15 protein-coding genes are annotated in these 16,788 nt (G+C 42.5%); 8 read left to right on the top strand and 7 right to left on the bottom strand.

Annotated features, from left to right (window positions below; all coding sequences use genetic code 11):
* The first annotated feature begins 70 nt into the window (after window positions 1-70).
* Window positions 71-358 (top strand): colicin immunity domain-containing protein, encoded by a 288-nt coding sequence (locus JGK20_RS23045; protein WP_293232261.1) that lies wholly within the window; start codon window positions 71-73, stop codon window positions 356-358.
* Between the two features lie 29 nt (window positions 359-387).
* Here the strand turns inward: JGK20_RS23045 and JGK20_RS23040 are convergent, their stop codons facing one another.
* Both JGK20_RS23040 and JGK20_RS23035 read right to left on the bottom strand, forming a co-directional pair.
* Window positions 388-3,837: an AAA-like domain-containing protein gene (locus JGK20_RS23040; protein ID WP_293232259.1), complete on the bottom strand. Its 3,450-nt coding sequence runs from the start codon at window positions 3,835-3,837 to the stop codon at window positions 388-390.
* Window positions 3,838-3,858: 21 nt separating this feature from the next.
* Window positions 3,859-5,166, bottom strand: a complete 1,308-nt coding sequence (locus JGK20_RS23035; RefSeq protein ID WP_293232257.1) for an AAA-like domain-containing protein — start codon at window positions 5,164-5,166, stop codon at window positions 3,859-3,861.
* Window positions 5,167-5,530: 364 nt separating this feature from the next.
* Between JGK20_RS23035 and JGK20_RS23030 the strand changes: the two genes are divergently transcribed.
* Entirely contained in the window at window positions 5,531-5,776 is a 246-nt protein-coding gene (locus JGK20_RS23030) for a hypothetical protein (protein ID WP_293232255.1), read from the top strand.
* Between the two features lie 155 nt (window positions 5,777-5,931).
* Window positions 5,932-6,552 carry a hypothetical protein gene (locus tag JGK20_RS23025; protein ID WP_293197986.1) on the top strand — a complete coding sequence of 207 codons (621 nt, stop codon included), beginning with the start codon at window positions 5,932-5,934 and terminating at the stop codon, window positions 6,550-6,552.
* A 97-nt stretch (window positions 6,553-6,649) separates the two neighbouring features.
* Here JGK20_RS23025 and JGK20_RS23020 read toward each other — a convergent pair whose 3' ends face one another.
* The gene (locus JGK20_RS23020; RefSeq protein ID WP_293197989.1) at window positions 6,650-7,309 is read right to left on the bottom strand and encodes a restriction endonuclease subunit R; all 660 of its coding nucleotides are present in this window, start codon (window positions 7,307-7,309) and stop codon (window positions 6,650-6,652) included.
* Between the two features lie 272 nt (window positions 7,310-7,581).
* Here JGK20_RS23020 and acs point away from each other — a divergent pair, with 272 nt between their 5' ends.
* Entirely contained in the window at window positions 7,582-9,552 is a 1,971-nt protein-coding gene (gene acs / locus JGK20_RS23015) for an acetate--CoA ligase (RefSeq protein ID WP_293207581.1), read from the top strand.
* Between the two features lie 74 nt (window positions 9,553-9,626).
* On the opposite strand, the gene JGK20_RS23010 is transcribed toward acs, so the two are convergent.
* Together JGK20_RS23010 and JGK20_RS23005 are read right to left on the bottom strand one after the other, a co-directional pair.
* Entirely contained in the window at window positions 9,627-9,914 is a 288-nt protein-coding gene (locus JGK20_RS23010) for a hypothetical protein (protein WP_293183990.1), read from the bottom strand.
* Complete coding sequence (locus JGK20_RS23005) at window positions 9,914-10,210, bottom strand: hypothetical protein (protein WP_293192508.1); 297 nt, start codon at window positions 10,208-10,210, stop codon at window positions 9,914-9,916. Before JGK20_RS23005 ends, JGK20_RS23010 begins: the two co-directional genes overlap by 1 nt.
* 19 nt (window positions 10,211-10,229) lie before the next feature.
* Between JGK20_RS23005 and JGK20_RS23000 the strand changes: the two genes are divergently transcribed.
* The 3 genes from JGK20_RS23000 to JGK20_RS22990 all read left to right on the top strand — a co-directional run bounded on the left by JGK20_RS23000 (window position 10,230) and on the right by JGK20_RS22990 (window position 11,752).
* Window positions 10,230-10,388: a hypothetical protein gene (locus tag JGK20_RS23000; RefSeq protein ID WP_293183987.1), complete on the top strand. Its 159-nt coding sequence runs from the start codon at window positions 10,230-10,232 to the stop codon at window positions 10,386-10,388.
* A 5-nt stretch (window positions 10,389-10,393) separates the two neighbouring features.
* On the top strand, window positions 10,394-10,579 hold the full coding sequence (locus JGK20_RS22995) for a hypothetical protein (protein ID WP_293183985.1): 186 nt from the start codon (window positions 10,394-10,396) through the stop codon (window positions 10,577-10,579).
* Window positions 10,580-10,855: 276 nt separating this feature from the next.
* A complete protein-coding gene (locus tag JGK20_RS22990) occupies window positions 10,856-11,752 on the top strand; it encodes a thermonuclease family protein (RefSeq protein WP_293183982.1) in 897 nt (298 codons plus the stop codon).
* 98 nt (window positions 11,753-11,850) lie between these two features.
* Here the strand turns inward: JGK20_RS22990 and JGK20_RS22985 are convergent, their stop codons facing one another.
* Both JGK20_RS22985 and JGK20_RS22980 read right to left on the bottom strand, forming a co-directional pair.
* On the bottom strand, window positions 11,851-12,180 hold the full coding sequence (locus JGK20_RS22985) for a hypothetical protein (protein WP_293197997.1): 330 nt from the start codon (window positions 12,178-12,180) through the stop codon (window positions 11,851-11,853).
* A gap of 435 nt (window positions 12,181-12,615) precedes the next feature.
* The gene (locus JGK20_RS22980) at window positions 12,616-14,565 is read right to left on the bottom strand and encodes an iron uptake porin (RefSeq protein ID WP_293232253.1); all 1,950 of its coding nucleotides are present in this window, start codon (window positions 14,563-14,565) and stop codon (window positions 12,616-12,618) included.
* Window positions 14,566-15,272: 707 nt separating this feature from the next.
* On the opposite strand from JGK20_RS22980, the gene JGK20_RS22975 reads away from it, so the two are divergent.
* Complete coding sequence (locus JGK20_RS22975; protein ID WP_293183975.1) at window positions 15,273-16,040, top strand: class II glutamine amidotransferase; 768 nt, start codon at window positions 15,273-15,275, stop codon at window positions 16,038-16,040.
* Window positions 16,041-16,788: the final 748 nt, after the last annotated feature.

Genomic DNA, 16,788 nt, shown 5'->3' with positions numbered 1-16,788 from the left:
GCGGCTGGAAACTGAATTCTGCCCAAATTGCTGAATTAAGTGCGACTGGAGATATTGGAGGTGGATAAATATGGATAAGTACATCAAGTTATTAGAAGAATTTGCAGGTAGTAAAATTAGCGCTGATGAGTTTGAACAGCGGTTTCTACAACTGTTTAAGAGTGACAATAATCTCCAGCCAGGAAGAGAATTTCAGATTTTAGACAAATTGTTTGCCGATGTTGATGCTTATTGCAGTAACCCGGATTTGATTGAAGATCCTCGATTTGATATTGGTGAGGTTCAATTGCGAGTATCTGCCCAGGATACGCTGGATAAGTTGGTGAAGTTAACAACAGTTTTAACAAGTGAGAAATAAGAATCAAAACCATCTGCTTGCATCAGTGGTTAAAATTTCTCACCCAGCCATTCCCTCCCCCTCGCCAACAACTCATCCAAACTTTCCACGGGCCAAAACCGCACGTTTCCATCCTGGGAACCCGTTATTAAAAACTTCCCATCCCGACTAAAACAAACACTATTAATCGGACTTTTCAATTCCACAAAATCTGCCTCACCTTTGAGCAAATTTCCCTGATAGCCACTAAAGTCGGCCAGTAAATTTCCCTGCAAGTCCCACAATTTGGCAGTGCCATCTCTTGAGGCAGTGGCGATCTTATCTCCTGTGGGGCTAAAACAAACACTGTTTACCCTGTCATTATGTCCGGTGAATGTTACCAAGCAGTTGCCCTGCAAGTCCCATAATTTGGCTGTTTTGTCAGATGAGGCAGTAGCAATCGCATCTCCATTCGGGCTAAAACTAACACTATTTACAAAGTAATTATGTCCGGTGAAAGTCATCAAACAGTTGCCATGCAAATCCCACAATTTTGCGGTTTTGTCAGATGAAGCAGTAGCGACCGCATCTCCTTTCAAGCTAAAACAGACACTGTTTACCGATTTATTATGCCCGGTGAATGTTACCAAGCAGTTGCCCTGCAAGTCCCACAATTTAGCGGTGTTGTCAACGGAAGCAGTAGCGAGCGCATCTCTTGTGGGGCTAAAACTGACACTATTTATCCAGTGATAATGTCCGGTAAAAGTCACCAAGCAGTTGCCCTGTAAGTCCCACAATTTACCGATTTTGTCATCTGAGGCAGTGGCAATCGCATTTTGAGTTGGACTAAAACAGATGCAATTTACCGAGTAATTATCTCCGAGGAAAGTCACCAAACAGTTGCCTTGTAAGTCCCACAATTTTGTCATACCGTTTCTGGAGGCAGTAGCCAGTAGATCTTGGGTCTGACTAAAACAGACACAATTTATCGAGTGATTATTGCCAGGGAAAGTAACTAAAGGCCCGCCCTGCAAGTCCGACAATGTGGTGGTCTTGTCACTTGAGGGCATGGCAAATGTATCTTGAGTGCTATGAAAACCGACACTATTCATTCTGTAATTATATCCAGCGAAATTAATTAAGCAATTACCCTGCAAATCCCATAATTTAGCCGTGCCGTCATTTGAGCCAGTAGCAATCGCATCTCCTGTGGGTCTAAAATTGATACTTGTTACCGAGTTATTGTGTCCAGTGAAAGTCGCCAAGCAGTTGCCCTGCAAATCCCATAATTTGGCTGTGTCATCATTTGAGGCAGTGGCGATCTTATCTCCTGTGGGGCTAAAACTGACACTTGTTACCCTGTCGTTATGTCCGATGAATGTTACCAAGCACTTACCCTGCAAATCCCATAATTTAGCGGTATTGTCTCTTGAGGTAGTGGCGATTACCCCTCCTAGCGGACTAAAACTAACGCTTGTTACTGATTGACTATGTTTGGTGAATGTTACTAAGCAGTTGCCCTGCAAATCCCATAATTTAGCTGTGCCGTCTCTTGAAGAAGTAGCGATCACATCTCCTCTGGGGCTAAAATTGACACTATTTACCGAGTCATTATGTCCACTAAAAGTCATCAAGCAGAGACCTTTAAAATCCCACAATTTGACATTGTGGTCTCTTGAAGCTGTGGCGATCATATCCCCGATCGGGCTAAAACTGATGCTTATTACGTAGTCTGTATGTCCTATAAAAGTCTTCAAGGAGTTGCCCTGTAAGTCCCACAATTTAGCCATTCTGTCAGATGATGCCGTGGCGATCGCATCTCTATTCGGACTAAAAGTCACACTATTTACACTGCCATTATGTCCGGTAAAAGTCATAAAACAGCGACCTTGCAAGTCCCACAATTTAGCCATGCCGTCATCTGATGCAGTGGCTATCGCATCTCCTGTCCGGCTAAAACAAACGCTTGTTACCGAGTCATTATGTCCAATAAACTGATGCCGAAGGCGGATTTTAGCAAGAATTACTTGCAAAGCTAACAGAGGAGTAATTGTGGGATATTCAGAAAGCGGGGGATTATCTGGTATCCACTTCTTTAAATCTTCTCCTGCTTTGATAGCGGCCCGCAAGGCTGCTATTTGCTTTCCATCCGACTGAAAAAGGTCTAAGGCATTGCGTCCAGCTTCTTCAACTTCAATAACTTCTCTGACTTGTCTGCGAACTTCTTTTAAGAATTTATTAGATGTCCTTAGTTCTCGACGTTCATCATCTCGACTGGCATCTAAAAAATCATTATCCTCATCGCTTAGACGTTTCCCCACTTTCCACTGCAACGCATCATCCAACGCTTTGCCGTGTAACAATCGCGAAGTATCTTCACGTTTTGAGGCGATCCAAGCGGCGAAGTTTTCCTGGTAGGGGCGGAGTTTCGCTAATTCTTGCCGTACCCAATGGAGGTTGAAAATTGCGGCGTATATGGGATTATAAACTTGTAGATATCCGTTGCGTTTGACGACTAATCCTGAGAGTTGTAACCTTCTTTGATCGAGACTATTATCAGCACAGATTTTCCGATCCGCGTCCGTCAGTATTTGCTGATAAATACCGAGCAGTAGCGCCGTGCGGTCTTGATAGTCAAGCAGCAAGCGACGCCTAATAGTCTTAAAATGTTCTTGTTCGTCATTCGCTTCCCAATTGTCAATGACATACTTTTTTACTAAAGCTTCCACATCAGCAGTCCGACTTGCAGATTTATAGACCATCAGTTGGCACAGCTTTTGCATCAAAAAAGGTTGCCCGTTTGTCCACTGAAAAACCTCAGCTAATATCTCCTCCGATATCTCCTGCGATCGCTCTCCCATTAAGCCAGGGATTAAAGCAGGTTTAGCTTCATCAAAAGTAAAGCCTGTTAAATCAATAGCCTTGCCAATATTAAAAGGTGTTCGGTCTTTATCGCGAATCAAATCTGCTGGCGTCGCAACTCCCAAAAGACAAAAGGTAAGGCGCTTATATTCAGAATTAATCGCTCTTTTGTTATAGCAAGCCCGAATCAATAGAAAAAAATCATCTTTCCAGCTTAGATTTAAAATCGAATCAATTTCATCAATAAAAATAACAATATTTTGCGAAATCTCAGTCAATAAAACATCTTCAATAAACTGACTCAATCGCTGAGACGGCGACAGCAATTGTCGCTGCTGCCACCAACTATCAGCATCCACCTTTCTGGAGAGTGTGCCACCTCGAACCAACTCAGAAATAATCCCAAAATACCAGTAGTCTGAAGTTTCGCTACCGATATCTGTTAAATCGATCGCAATACATTTAAAGCCTGCTTTTTCGCGCAAACGTTTCATCGTTTGTACTTGCAAGCTAGACTTGCCCATTTGCCTGGAGTTCAACACATAACAAAATTCTCCTGCTATCAAACTTGCATAAAGTTCACTGTCTGCAAGACGCTTAACATAGGTAGGATGTTCGTACTCTAAAGAACCACCAACTTGATATTGATAAACCGTCATAATCTGGTTTTACTCCCGACTCTAATCTCGAAATTTCTCGGCAAAATAATCCCGATATAACCGACAGCTAGAAGTGATACCATGCTGATGCCGCTTGACTAAACCCGTACTCAGTAACTTAAATTCTAGCACCTGTTCTAATTTTACCGAACTGTCTGCAAATACAACTTGTTTAAGAGCCAGTTTGAGCTCAGAATATTTTTGCAAATCCGTCCAGTGACGATACAAATGCTCGCCGTAAATTCCCACGTCTGTAGCTGCATTGTGCAAAACTTCTGCTAAAGATAGATTGGAATCATGCAAATGATACAGTGCCTTGCGTACTAGATAAGGATAACCACCAACTATTGCCATCAATGCTATCACTTCATCAGTTCCCCAGGATAATTGATGGCGGCGGGCTAAATCTAGAATATTTGGCTGGTTAAATTCAGTCAACTCTACTGAAAAACCGACATTAAAGGGTGATTGATTATGAGGTAATTCCACGTAAACATTTGTAGAATGAAGCAGCACCATTCGCAAGTTTTTCCAAATGTCAGTTTTCTTAGTTTCTTCAAACCAGCTTCGTAACATCTTCAGAAATTCTTGGGCAGTTTTCTCATAATGAAAAATACAGTCGATTTCTTCTAAAGCCAAGACCAAAGGACAATTTATAGCTTCTAAAACTTCAGTTTGAAAGTATTTTTTGCAGTTTACGAGAATGCCTCCGCGCCCCTGCAAATCGATATTACATTCTAGTTTTAGCTGATCGCTGATATTGAAGCAAAACCATTCAAAAAATTTATTTGTGTTCTTCAATATGTCTTCTTCAGCATCTCTAAAATCTAAACGTACTAACCGATACTCATTTGTTTGTGCGTTTTTTATGATGCGATTTAATAGAGAAGTTTTTCCCATTAATTTGGGAGCTTTAATGCGAATCATTGACCCCGGCCTTAAAATCTGCTGATAACAGTCAGCTTCCATTCTGGAACGCTCTATATAAAAATCAGAATTTAAGGGTACTAACCCTTCTGGAACTTCTAATATTTTTCGAGGTTCACTGGCTCTTGCCCCAAATTTTTCTAATAACTCTTTACAAACTAAGTCCTGTTTGTATTCTATAAATAATTCAATCAAATCATCACGTTGCGTATATGCACCCGGTTTATTTTCCACCCCAAACAATTTGCAAATCTTTGATATATTGGAAGAAACCGCCGTTCGATCTTTATATAAAACTTCAGAAATTTCTGGATCCAATCGACCTTTCAAAAACATCTCTAGCACTGAATGCTGTGTAGAAGTAATATTTTTATAGATCACCTCAAACTCCTGTTTAGTCATCTTCTCCATACCACCTCAACCTCGATCGCGCTTCTTTCTCTTAAAGTAGCATAAATCAGAGCTTTAGCGTAGTCGTCCTGTCAATTTCTGGTGAGTTTTCACAATTTTATAAGTCGAAAGTGATTTGTGAGTTTTTTTTCACAACCTCTTTCACAAATTATTCAAGCCCAACTCACAATCTCTCCATTTTTTTACCTAGCAACTAATTTGTGAGTCTAAATTAACGATCGCCCGCGAACACAGAAAAGCCAGATATTCTAAAGTTACGCATCAAAACCAAAGAAACCGGGTTTTTCGCAGTTGATGCGCTGTAACGAAATATTCCCGCAAAAACCCGGTTTCTGGCCACCCGTGCGTAAGTCCTATGAAACTTAAAACCATGAAACTAGAAAAACATAATTCGGACAAGACTAAATTAGCTAAAAAGGTAAATCCAGTGAAAAAATCTGACAATTCAAACATCAAGTGGTTGATCCAGGAAGTTGTAGTACCGATCGCGATCGCCGTAATTCCTGCCCTAATTCCCTTAGCAACACCGTCGATCGCCCCTCCCAATACCCAACAACCGGCAATTCCTGCGATCGATCGCACAATTCCACCGTCAAAATGATGTTTTCTGCGATCGCCCCTAATGCAAGAAACCGGGTTTCTGCGATAATTTACGCATCCTCACGAGATTTTGCAAAGAAACCCGGTTTCTGACTCCGCGCGCGATCGCCCTTTTTACGCCAACTGCACATTCTGCAATACTTGGATAAAAATCATATGAATCGAAAAAAATACCTGGTTCTCAATTTTGCTATTGTGTTTATTATCTCCATTTTGTTAATTCGCGATCGGTCTTTTAATGAACTTTTGCAGGTCGTAATTAATCAAGAAGATCGAGCATCTATTACCATTCCAGGCTATGTGCTAGAGTGTTCCGATACAGGTTCATTACGTTGTGAGATTAACATCGATCGCCTACCGTTAGTAGTTAAAGCTACATCATATGATGACTGTCAGGCAACATACGGCAAACAAATTGTTCCTTGCTGGCGCACTATAGCCTCAGCAAACGATTTAATTGCAATTAAAGGCTTACAGTTAAGTCAGGAAGAACAAAACGCAATAAAAAATAAAGTATGGGTTCGATCGATCGCCAGTCCTCGAATCCTAGGTGATGGAATAGCGAATGGAATTCTACTGCAAATACTGCTTTTCATGTTATCGATTTCTAGTAGTATTAATGTGTTTAAATGTTTATATGGTAAATTCAGGCAGCTCAAGCCAGATTTGCATAAATCGATTATTTTTTTAGGTTCATCGATAGGAGGAATCGGCTGCTTTTTGTTTTTATTAGTGTATTTTTTTGCATTGTTAATGACCTATGGATATATTGGATAAGTCCGCCCCTTTTCGATTGTAGGGTCAGGGTGTGTTGAGCGATCGGCTAATCCAGTCAACCATATTATATGGTGCAAGAAGAGTCAGATCGCCCTTTTTAAGCCAACTGCAACTGCACATTCTGCAACTTGCAAATCGCTTTCAACACTTGCGCTAACAAGAGCGATCGCTCCCTGTCAATCAAATTCAATTCCGGTAAAATCTGATAAGTACAAGGATTCCCCCGCGTCACCCTCACAAACCGATAACTTTCCCCATTCGTAGTCAATCCCCAAACAGACGATTGCTGCTGCAAACTCTTATAAGTATAAGTCAGCAATTGTGGCAAACCGGCTAAAGGGGCGATCGCACTATTTTTCGCCTCCACTACCAAAATCCAAAACGGTGTCGCCCCTATCTCCGCATCCGGCTGATTTACTGCTAAAATATCCAACCGGCCTTTAATTAAAGTATCCTTATCTTCAACTTCAATGGGTATGCTATCCTCCATTGTCAGTACGATCGGAATATCAAAAAATCCTGTTAATCTCATCAAAGGTGAAAGCACTAAAAACTTAACGAGTTCTTCTGAAACTTTTCCGGCGGATAGGTATCGTCGAAAGTCATTTCTAAGTTTCAATAGTTCCTGCTGTTCTGATTCTGTCAGCGGTTCCAGAGAGAAAAAATCAGTGAAGCCTTCTCCTTCTAACTCTTCGAGTTTGAGAAGGTGGCGAACGTCATTTAACGAAAGTTGGCTTGCTTCTAAATTTTGAGTCATGGCTTTTGTGCGATCGCTGATCCATTCAACTATATTATAAAAGCATTTTCATAGAAATAGCAAAACTCCGCAAATTCAAAGCATAAAAAAATGCCCGGATCAAAACTGATGCCCATTCAGTATCTCTTTGATGAAAATTAGGTAATTGGTAATCGGTAATCGATCCCGATTTTTACACAAGTATTCAAAGTCTTAAGGAAAATAAACATACTTTTACCCCAACTTATGCACAAAATAGCTAAAAAGAGTAAGTTAACTAAAAACTAACAGCGATGTCACAAGATACGATCGAATCAATCCTCCAAGAAAAACGCCTGTTTCAGCCGCCTGCTGAATTCTCCCAAAAAGCTCACATCAAAAGCCTAGAAGAGTACCAAGCCCTCTACGACAAAGCCAAAGCTGACCCCCAAGCATTCTGGGCCGAACTCGCTACCCAAGAATTAGACTGGTTTCAAAACTGGGATACCGTGCTCGACTGGCAGCCGCCCTTTGCTAAATGGTTTGTCAACGGTAAAATTAACATTTCTTACAATTGTCTGGACAGACATTTAACTACCTGGCGCAAAAACAAAGCCGCCCTGATTTGGGAAGGCGAACCGGGCGACTCCCGCACCCTGACTTACGCCCAACTCCACCGCGAAGTCTGCCAAATGGCCAACGTCATCAAAGAATTGGGTGTCCAAAAGGGCGATCGCGTCGGCATTTATATGCCCATGATTCCCGAAGCTGCGATCGCCATGTTAGCCTGTGCCAGAATCGGTGCAGTACACAGCGTCGTCTTTGGCGGATTTAGTGCAGAAGCTTTGCGCGATCGCCTCAACGACGGCCAAGCAAAACTCGTCATCACCGCAGACGGAGGCTTCCGCAAAGACGCAGCAGTCGGCCTCAAAGTACAAGTAGACAAAGCCCTCGCCAACAACGCTGCACCCAGTGTTACCAACGTTCTCGTCGTCCAGCGTACCAAACAAGAAGTGCAAATGGAACCAGGGCGCGATCGCTGGTGGCACGAATTGCAAAAAAACGCCTCCGCAGATTGTCCCGCCGAACCGATGGATAGCGAAGATATGCTATTCATTCTCTACACTTCAGGAAGTACCGGCAAACCGAAAGGAGTCGTCCACACCACAGGCGGCTACAACCTTTACACCCACATGACAACCAAGTGGATATTCGACCTCCAAGACACCGATATCTACTGGTGCACCGCCGACGTAGGTTGGATTACAGGGCACAGTTACATAGTCTACGGCCCCCTTTCCAACGGTGCAACAACTGTCATGTACGAAGGTGCTCCGCGCGCATCGAATCCCGGTTGTTTTTGGGATGTAATCGAAAAATACGGCGTCACTGTTTTCTACACCGCACCAACAGCAATTCGCACCTTTATGAAGATGGGCGAAGAGTTGCCGAATGCCAGAGATTTATCATCTTTACGATTGTTAGGAACCGTCGGCGAACCGATCAATCCTGAAGCTTGGATGTGGTATCAGCGCGTAATTGGCAACTCGAATTGTCCGATAGTCGATACTTGGTGGCAAACAGAAACCGGGGGAATTATGATTACCGCTTTGCCCGGTGCAATCCCCACAAAACCCGGTTCTGCAACCCTTCCGTTCCCCGGAATTGTTGCCGATATCGTTGACCAAGATGGCGAACCAGTAACTAATCAAAGCGGCGGTTATTTAGTAGTCAAACATCCTTGGCCGGGAATGATGCGTACACTTTACAACGATCCCGATCGCTTCCGCCGCACTTATTGGGAATATTTGCACCCAAAAGATGGCCAATTCGTGTACTTTGCGGGGGACGGCGCGCACAAAGATAAAGACGGTTATTTCTGGGTAATGGGCCGCGTTGACGACGTGATTAATGTCGCCGGACACCGACTCGGTACGATGGAAGTTGAATCGGCTTTGGTGTCTCATCCAGCGGTGGCGGAAGCTGCGGTTGTGGGGAAACCGGATGAGATTAAGGGTGAGGAAATTGTGGCGTTTGTGACGTTGCAAAATACTCAGCAGCCTAGTGATGAATTGATTAAGGAATTGAAGCAGCACGTTGTGAAGGAAATTGGGGCGATCGCCCGTCCCGGCGAAATTCGATTTACCGATGCTTTGCCGAAAACTCGCAGCGGAAAGATTATGCGGCGTTTGCTGCGTTCTTTAGCTGCTGGTTTGGAGGTGACAGGGGATACTTCTACTTTGGAAGATCGGACGGTGTTGGATAAGTTGCGGGCTGATTCCTAGGGGTATTTTGTAACCGCAGATGAAGACTGATATAATTACATTTGTGTTCATCTGCGGTTTAATTGTTAATTCGCTTATTTACCTCGCCACAAATGAACGGCATCGCTGTTAATTTCCGACCTTACTTGCAGCCAATCTTCTAGCAAGTAGTCATCATCGACTGCTTCTGAATGCTGTTCGTCTTTGAGAATTGCTAAGACGTGAACTCCAGACGGATAGTTGACATGACGGATTTCTGGGTCATATCCTAAGTCTTGAATTTTTGCTAAAATGCGATCGACTGCACCAGCAACAGTTAAATCGACGGCCAGAATAATTTGACCGAGTTTAGCACCAGGTTTTACACACTCCAAAACAGCCATTATTCTTTCTCCTTGTAGTTGCAACGGTACACTTGAGGGCGATTTTCGACTTTTCGGGGTTGAGTTACAGATTCTAATTCAACCCGGTAGCGATCGGCTCGTTTTTGGCACTCCTGTTTCGCTTGGTTGGGGTTATCCGCTAAAATCGGCTCATCCCAACGTTCTGGTTCTTTTTCTGGATCTTGAATCATAATTAAATTGCTCCTTTGTTGGACGTTCAACTTCGGGGAAGTCGTCTTGGCATGGTGCGGTAACATTGTGCCAAGGCGCATTTCTCTGCTATGATTGTACTGCATTTTTCAGTATAATTGCAGTATGAGTAAAAACGTTAAAGTTCTAACCATCCGACTCCCTGAAGTAGAAATGCTTCGGCTAGAAGCTTATTGCGCGAACAGCGGTAGAACAAAAACCGATGTGATTCGCGAACAGATTAGGAATTTAAAAGTTGAAGATAACTCGCTTTACCCCGATTGATCGCCTTGGTTGATTTACGCGCGATCGCCCGTCCCGGCGAAATTCGATTTACCGATGCTTTGCCGAAAACTCGCAGCGGAAAGATTATGCGGCGTTTGTTGCGTTCTTTGGCCGCTGGAGAAGAGGTTTCTGGGGATACTTCGACCTTGGAAGATCGGACAGTTTTGGATAAGTTGCGGGCTGATTCTTAGGGGTATTTTGTAACCGCAGATGAACGCAGATGAACACAAATGAACGCAGATGTGTTTTGATCTGCGTTCATCTGCCTTTATCTGCGGCTGTATATAATTTTAGATCGACCGCCAGCATAATTTGACCAGTTTTTACACCGGGTTTTACATACTCTAGAACAGCCATTACTCTTTCTCCTGGTAGTTGCAACGGTACATTTATTGCATTCAGCAGCAAACTCATGTACAATTAACCCAATATGTGAATCAAATCTCAAGTTTAACAGGGTGCGAAATATGGCAACTAGAATTCCGAACCTGCAAATAACTCAAGTAGTTGATGGCGATACTGTCAAAGTTGCTCTCAACGGCAAAACCGAGTCTCTGCGGCTGATTTGCGTCGATACAGAAGAAAGTTACTCTAACACTTCAAAGCCTGTAACTGCCGCAGGGAAAGCAGCTTCGGAAATGGCTAAACAATACTTCGCTACAGCAAATGGTGGGCTTGCTAAAATTGACATTGAATTTGATACAGACGATCCGGTTGAAATTGCTCTAGAAAAACACCGTGACAACTACGGGCGCCTCTTATGTTACGTACATAAAGATGGAGAAAATTACAATCTAAAACTGATTAAAGAAGGCTGGAGTCCCTACTTTATGAAATACGGGCGATCGAGATTGTATCACCGACAAATGACCGAGGCAGAATCGGCAGCCAAAGCTTACAATCTGATGATTTGGGATCCGATTACCAATGCCAAGATTCCCTCTCGCAACTATGCTAATTTGCTGCCTTGGTGGTCGATGCGAGGCTCGATTGTTGAAGAGTTTCGATTGTCGGAAGCAAGGGACGGAGCACTTTCTGTGAGATTGCACTACCCAAAAATTTTAGCAGCTTCCGAGAAAGCTAAATCTATTACTATTTTCTGCGACTTGCAGGCAGGAATTAATAAATGGATCGGCGGCAATGCCCTGATTTATGCAGGTTCAGTTTATCATAAATTAGATTTGTGGATACCCGATGCCGAAACTTATGAAATGGCTCCTTTGAAGCGGTTGATTGAAAAGCGTTATGCAGGTCAAGGACGCGGTTACGTGTATATCAGCGGCAAGGTTGAACAGTACAAAAGCAAGCCTCAAATAATTTTGAAGAATATCAAACAGTTTTCTGACTTTCCCCCAGAAAGTTGAATTAAAAATGAAGTTAATTAAGCAAATAGAGAGCAATCCTCAGAAAGCATCGCCCTCTCTTCGGCCACGATCTTCTCTTTTTCCGATATCTGCGGTATTTATTGCTGCATTGAAGGAGTATTAAAAAATCGACATCCCAAGGGATTGCTGCGTACAGTTCGATTTTCCGGAGCCGCCGCCGTCGCACTAGGTTGAACGGTTACGGTATTAGTCTCTGAAACCACAAAAGATTTAGAAGTGCTAATAGTTTTTGAGCGATCGCCAGTAGAAGTGTTAGCACCATTCTGCTGGTTAGTGGTTGTTATATTCTTATCTCCCGTTAAATTTATATTTGATTCAACAGCCGTTTGTGCTTGACAAGGACAGGCTGTCAGAGCCGAAATTGCTGCCAAGCCCAGAGCCAAAAAATAGCCATTTGATTTAATCATGTTTTTTTAAATCCTAACTTCAGGAACTATCGAAGATATGTTAAGATATTAATTGAATTTAAAAATAATTCCTAGAGTGTTTGTGCGGATCTTTTTTTTACAAGTAATTCAGTATTTTTATCTACAAAATAAAGATTGAATGACGATATTAGTCCCAAAAATGTGAAGTTTTAGTAAAGCTCATGTGTTTGTACTTAGAAAAAAGATTAAGACATCTTCCTCGGCGTTTTAATCCGCGTCAGAAAGCGAAAACTGATTGAGGTTCAAAACTTGTATTTGTTGCAATAATTCGGGATTCCCGCAAAAAAGTTTAAGTCCTGGCGCGAGCTGACTGATAACTAATATTAATTATTTTAAAATAACCGTTATAAGTTTATAGTGAGGACTTTAGTCGTCTGACTTTTATGAGGACTGAAGTCCCCACTACAAACAAAATCAAAAAGAGAACGAAGTTCTCAAGACACCCACCGTAATCGGATCGCTATTGCGAGTGTGATCTGGTTGAAAAATCACCATTACTCCTGGAGTAACGCTGATATTATCGCTCACCTGCCAGCGGTAGAACATCTCTACATGAGTAGTCGTTCCCGGTTGGCCGCCTTTGCCCCCTAAACCCGTATCTAAAAAATCGGGAATATTGTTGCCTGTCGGTAAATTACTGCTAACAATTTTAGGAGGTTGCCCGATATAAATCCCCCCCAAATTTCCAGTGCCAAATAAATCTGGAAAATTCACAAACACCATATAATTTGTAGTTGCCACACTCCCAGATTTACCCGGAATCCGAGAATTAGTATAACCAGCCCAACCTCCCAAGGAAATACGCGAAGAAACCCGCCAATTTACAGTTGCTCCCACAGCATTCGTTTGGAGGGATGCTGATTTGCTGGTACTGGGATTAACAGCAGTTAATTGACTGTCTCCCGCCAAACCAAGCAAATTGCCGTTAGGCGAATAGTCGTTGACATAATAAACAGTAATATCTAGTGGATCGGCGAGAGTGAGAGTTAATTGCAATCCCAGTGTATTGTGTCCGCTAGGCCCGTTAGAACTGACAAAAAAGCCGGGAACCGTAGTAGAATAAACAGCTTGCAAACTCGCTCTTTTGGCAAATTGCCAGTCAATTCCCGCGCCGCCTTGACCGAGACCGATGTTCAAAATAGGGTTTCTTTGAGCGAAGGTTGAAATCGGGCCAGAAGCGGCGCTTTCAGCTCGATTCGGTCCTCGGAAACCGCTAATCATGTTAACTCCTGCTGTCCCTCCAATTACTGCTAATTTATCGCCTACCAGAAAGCGATAGTTAAGATCGCTGAGGGTAAGGGCAGAATTTTCGCCAAAATCGTAAGCAAGGTTTACGTCTTCGGTTAATTGCGGTGATGTCTTTCCTCTCTGATTTAAAAGACCGATGAATAAGTTACTGCGGGGAGTGAATTGAGCCGTTAAATATAACTGACTTAAAGCGATAGTGTTGATATTTGTGCCGGGGTCTTTCGTATCTCTTTTGCCATCTCTAGGAGCGCGATCGGCACGGTTGGGACTGCGACCTTGTATTCCCACAATTGTCAATCCTGATAGCTTGACTGTCGGCGAAAATTGATTGGCTTCTACTTCTGTTATTCGCGCTTCTAATAAGTCGGTGCGCCCTCGCAGTACGGCGATATCGGCTGCAAATTCTTCTTGCAGTTTTTGAATTTTTACCAAGTCTTCTTGCTTGACTCTGTTTTCATTGCCTGTGTCAATTAATTCTCTAATTTTATCTAAACAAGCATTGACTCCGGCTGCAAATTCATAGCGGGTTAAAGCGCGGTTGCCACGAAAGGTACTGTCGGGATATCCAGCTATACAACCGTATCTCTCTACTAAGGATTGCAGTGCTTGAAATGCCCAATCAGTGGGTTTTACATCGCTGAGTTGAGAGACAGATGTAACTTGTTCTGTGCTTTCCTCTGAGATTGGTTCACTCTGGTTTTCAATAGTTGTTGGAGATTCAAGTAAACTGGCATCGGCTGGGAGATTTTGATTGGCTGATTGAGGATTTTCGACTAATATTTTCTGGAGTGAGTCAACTGCAATTTCGGTAGGGGCTGGTTCAGCAAGAGTTGCAGGAGTAGGGGAAGACTGGGGTAAGCTGGGTGTGGATGGTGGGATAGACCGATCGACAAATTGCTGATTTTCCGGTAAGATTGTCTCCGGTGCCTCAACTGCAATTACGGAAATTGCAGTTGGGGTGCGTTGAGCCTGGTTTTCAATCGCAGCGGGAGATTCGGGTAAACTTGGTTGTGCTAATGCTGGAAGGCTAAATAGTCCTTGCAATCCCCATCCGAGGATTAAGCCTGTGAGAATTTGTCGGTTTGGGCGATCGTCTTTTTGATTGAGATTTTGCATTTTCAGTTGTTATACTTGGTGCTTGTTGATTGAAGATATGTGAAAACGAGACGACCCGATCAAAAATGACGCTATGAAATTAAAGATATTAGTAGTGAACTGCGCCGGAGAAACCTGAAAATTTCTGCCGAAGTGTAGTTAATGTAGCTAACATTAAATACCTGCTACTTGTCGCCAAAAATAACTCACAATCTCGTCATATTTGGGTGTTTTAGCATTCCTAATTAGATCGATCACATTGGCATTAATCTGATTGATTTGATGGAAAATTACGATATAGTCATCAATATGCTGTTAATGTGATAACTGATACCAGTTTAAAAAATAATGTAACAGTCGTCAAGCTCCAAACCAGATAAAATAAGTTATTTCCAACTTTTGCATCTAAAATCACCTGACTTTTTGTGGCAACTGAATCGCCAGTGTGTTGATAGTTGTTTTACTATTGCGCAGGGATAGATACCCCGCCAGCCCACATCAGCAAATATTTGCAACACAAACGGAACAATCAAGACTGCTCTCGGGGATAGGGTACTGAATTTTAGCGCCTCGGATTTTTCTCTAACTAAGTATTCTTACGGTTGACAAAGCAAATTAATTATGTTTTTTTTATAACGCTAAATCACTTCATACTATAATGGTATTATCAAAAATCTGTAGCTGCCCATAGCTGCGGCATCCATCCAAACTCCAGAGATTTAAAAGCTATGTGCCAATTACTGGGAATGAACTGCAATGTTCCAACAGATATTTGCTTCTCTTTTGAAGGTTTTTCTGCAAGAGGTGGTCGAACAGACATTCATCAAGACGGTTGGGGAATTGCTTTTTTTGAAGGCTTGGGATGTCGCCTGTTTATAGACTCAAAACCTGCGGTTGCTTCTCCGCTTGCTGAAGTAGTGCGTCGCTATCCCATTCACTCAACTAACGTCATTGCTCATATTCGTAAAGCTACTCAAGGGGAAATTGCTCTAGAAAACTGTCACCCTTTTATTCGGGAACTTTGGGGGCGGTATTGGGTATTTGCCCACAATGGAAATCTGGAAAACTTTAATCCTGAAAGTGCCGGGATTTACAAACCAGTCGGCAAGACTGATAGCGAAAAAGCTTTTTGTTTAATATTAGAAAAGCTGCGAGAAAGTTTTCCTCACAATAAACCTACTGTGACGGAAATTTACGTGGTTCTCAACGAAATTACTAAAAATCTTGCCGTTCAAGGAATTTTCAACTATTTACTTTCTGATGGAGAACACTTGTTTGCACACTGTTCTACTAATCTGCATTATATTGTGCGACAAGCACCTTTTGCCAGCGCGCACTCGATCGATGAAGATGTAACTGTGGATTTCCGGGAATTGACCAAAGAGGACGATCGCGTCGCGGTGATTGCCACTTTCCCGCTCACTGATAACGAAGTCTGGACGCAAATAGAACCGGGAAAATTGCTGGTATTTCAGGATGGTTTGCCTGTTATTTGAAAGCCGAATTAAAAAAAGATTAATGAAATTAAACCTTGTTGCATATTAGCTTTCCAAGTGTATACTTTGACTTTATATGGTTCCAAAATTATTAATTCATATTCAACTAATGCTCTTTGAGGACTCTAGGAAAATCGATTTTATTTTAGACAGCAATTCGCTGAGATAGTATAGCCTGTTGATTTTTATATGAATTCTCACACAGCACCAAAGTTACATTAAGCTGTTCGACATTCAAACTGCACTATTTGTAGCTCAGACCCCATGCTGTAAGAGGTTCAAGCAATAAATTTAAATGACTAACAGCTTAAACATCTGTAACGAGGAAGGTTATGTAGGGCTTGCTGAATAAGCCTAAAAGCCTTACCTGAAAAGACTTTGACTCGCGATCGGCGCGGATAAAGTGTAAGACTATGAGCTAAAATTAGTCAAAAGCCATGCACAGCATCACTTTCGTTCATGTACCGAAAACTTGACTAGGGCCCCAAAAGCACCGTCCAACTTTGACCTTAACGATCGCGTGACAATTATCAGAGAATAATCGTTGGGTAATCATGGCAAAAATAATTCCGTGGTCAGAATTTGAAGTAGAATATGCCAAAAATTTCACCTGCTCAACGGGAGCCCCTGCCAAATCGTTTCGTATCGCCTTAGCGGGACTTAAACAAATTTTAAGCCCAAACAAGGCCTAAACTGGCTTTATAAGCCGAGAATACGTCCCAATTTTGGTTCAACCATTTCACAAATC

It is taken from the genome of Microcoleus sp. PH2017_05_CCC_O_A, assembly GCF_020738785.1.
GTDB lineage: Bacteria > Cyanobacteriota > Cyanobacteriia > Cyanobacteriales > Microcoleaceae > Microcoleus.
This window is presented reverse-complemented; position numbering and strand designations above follow the sequence as displayed.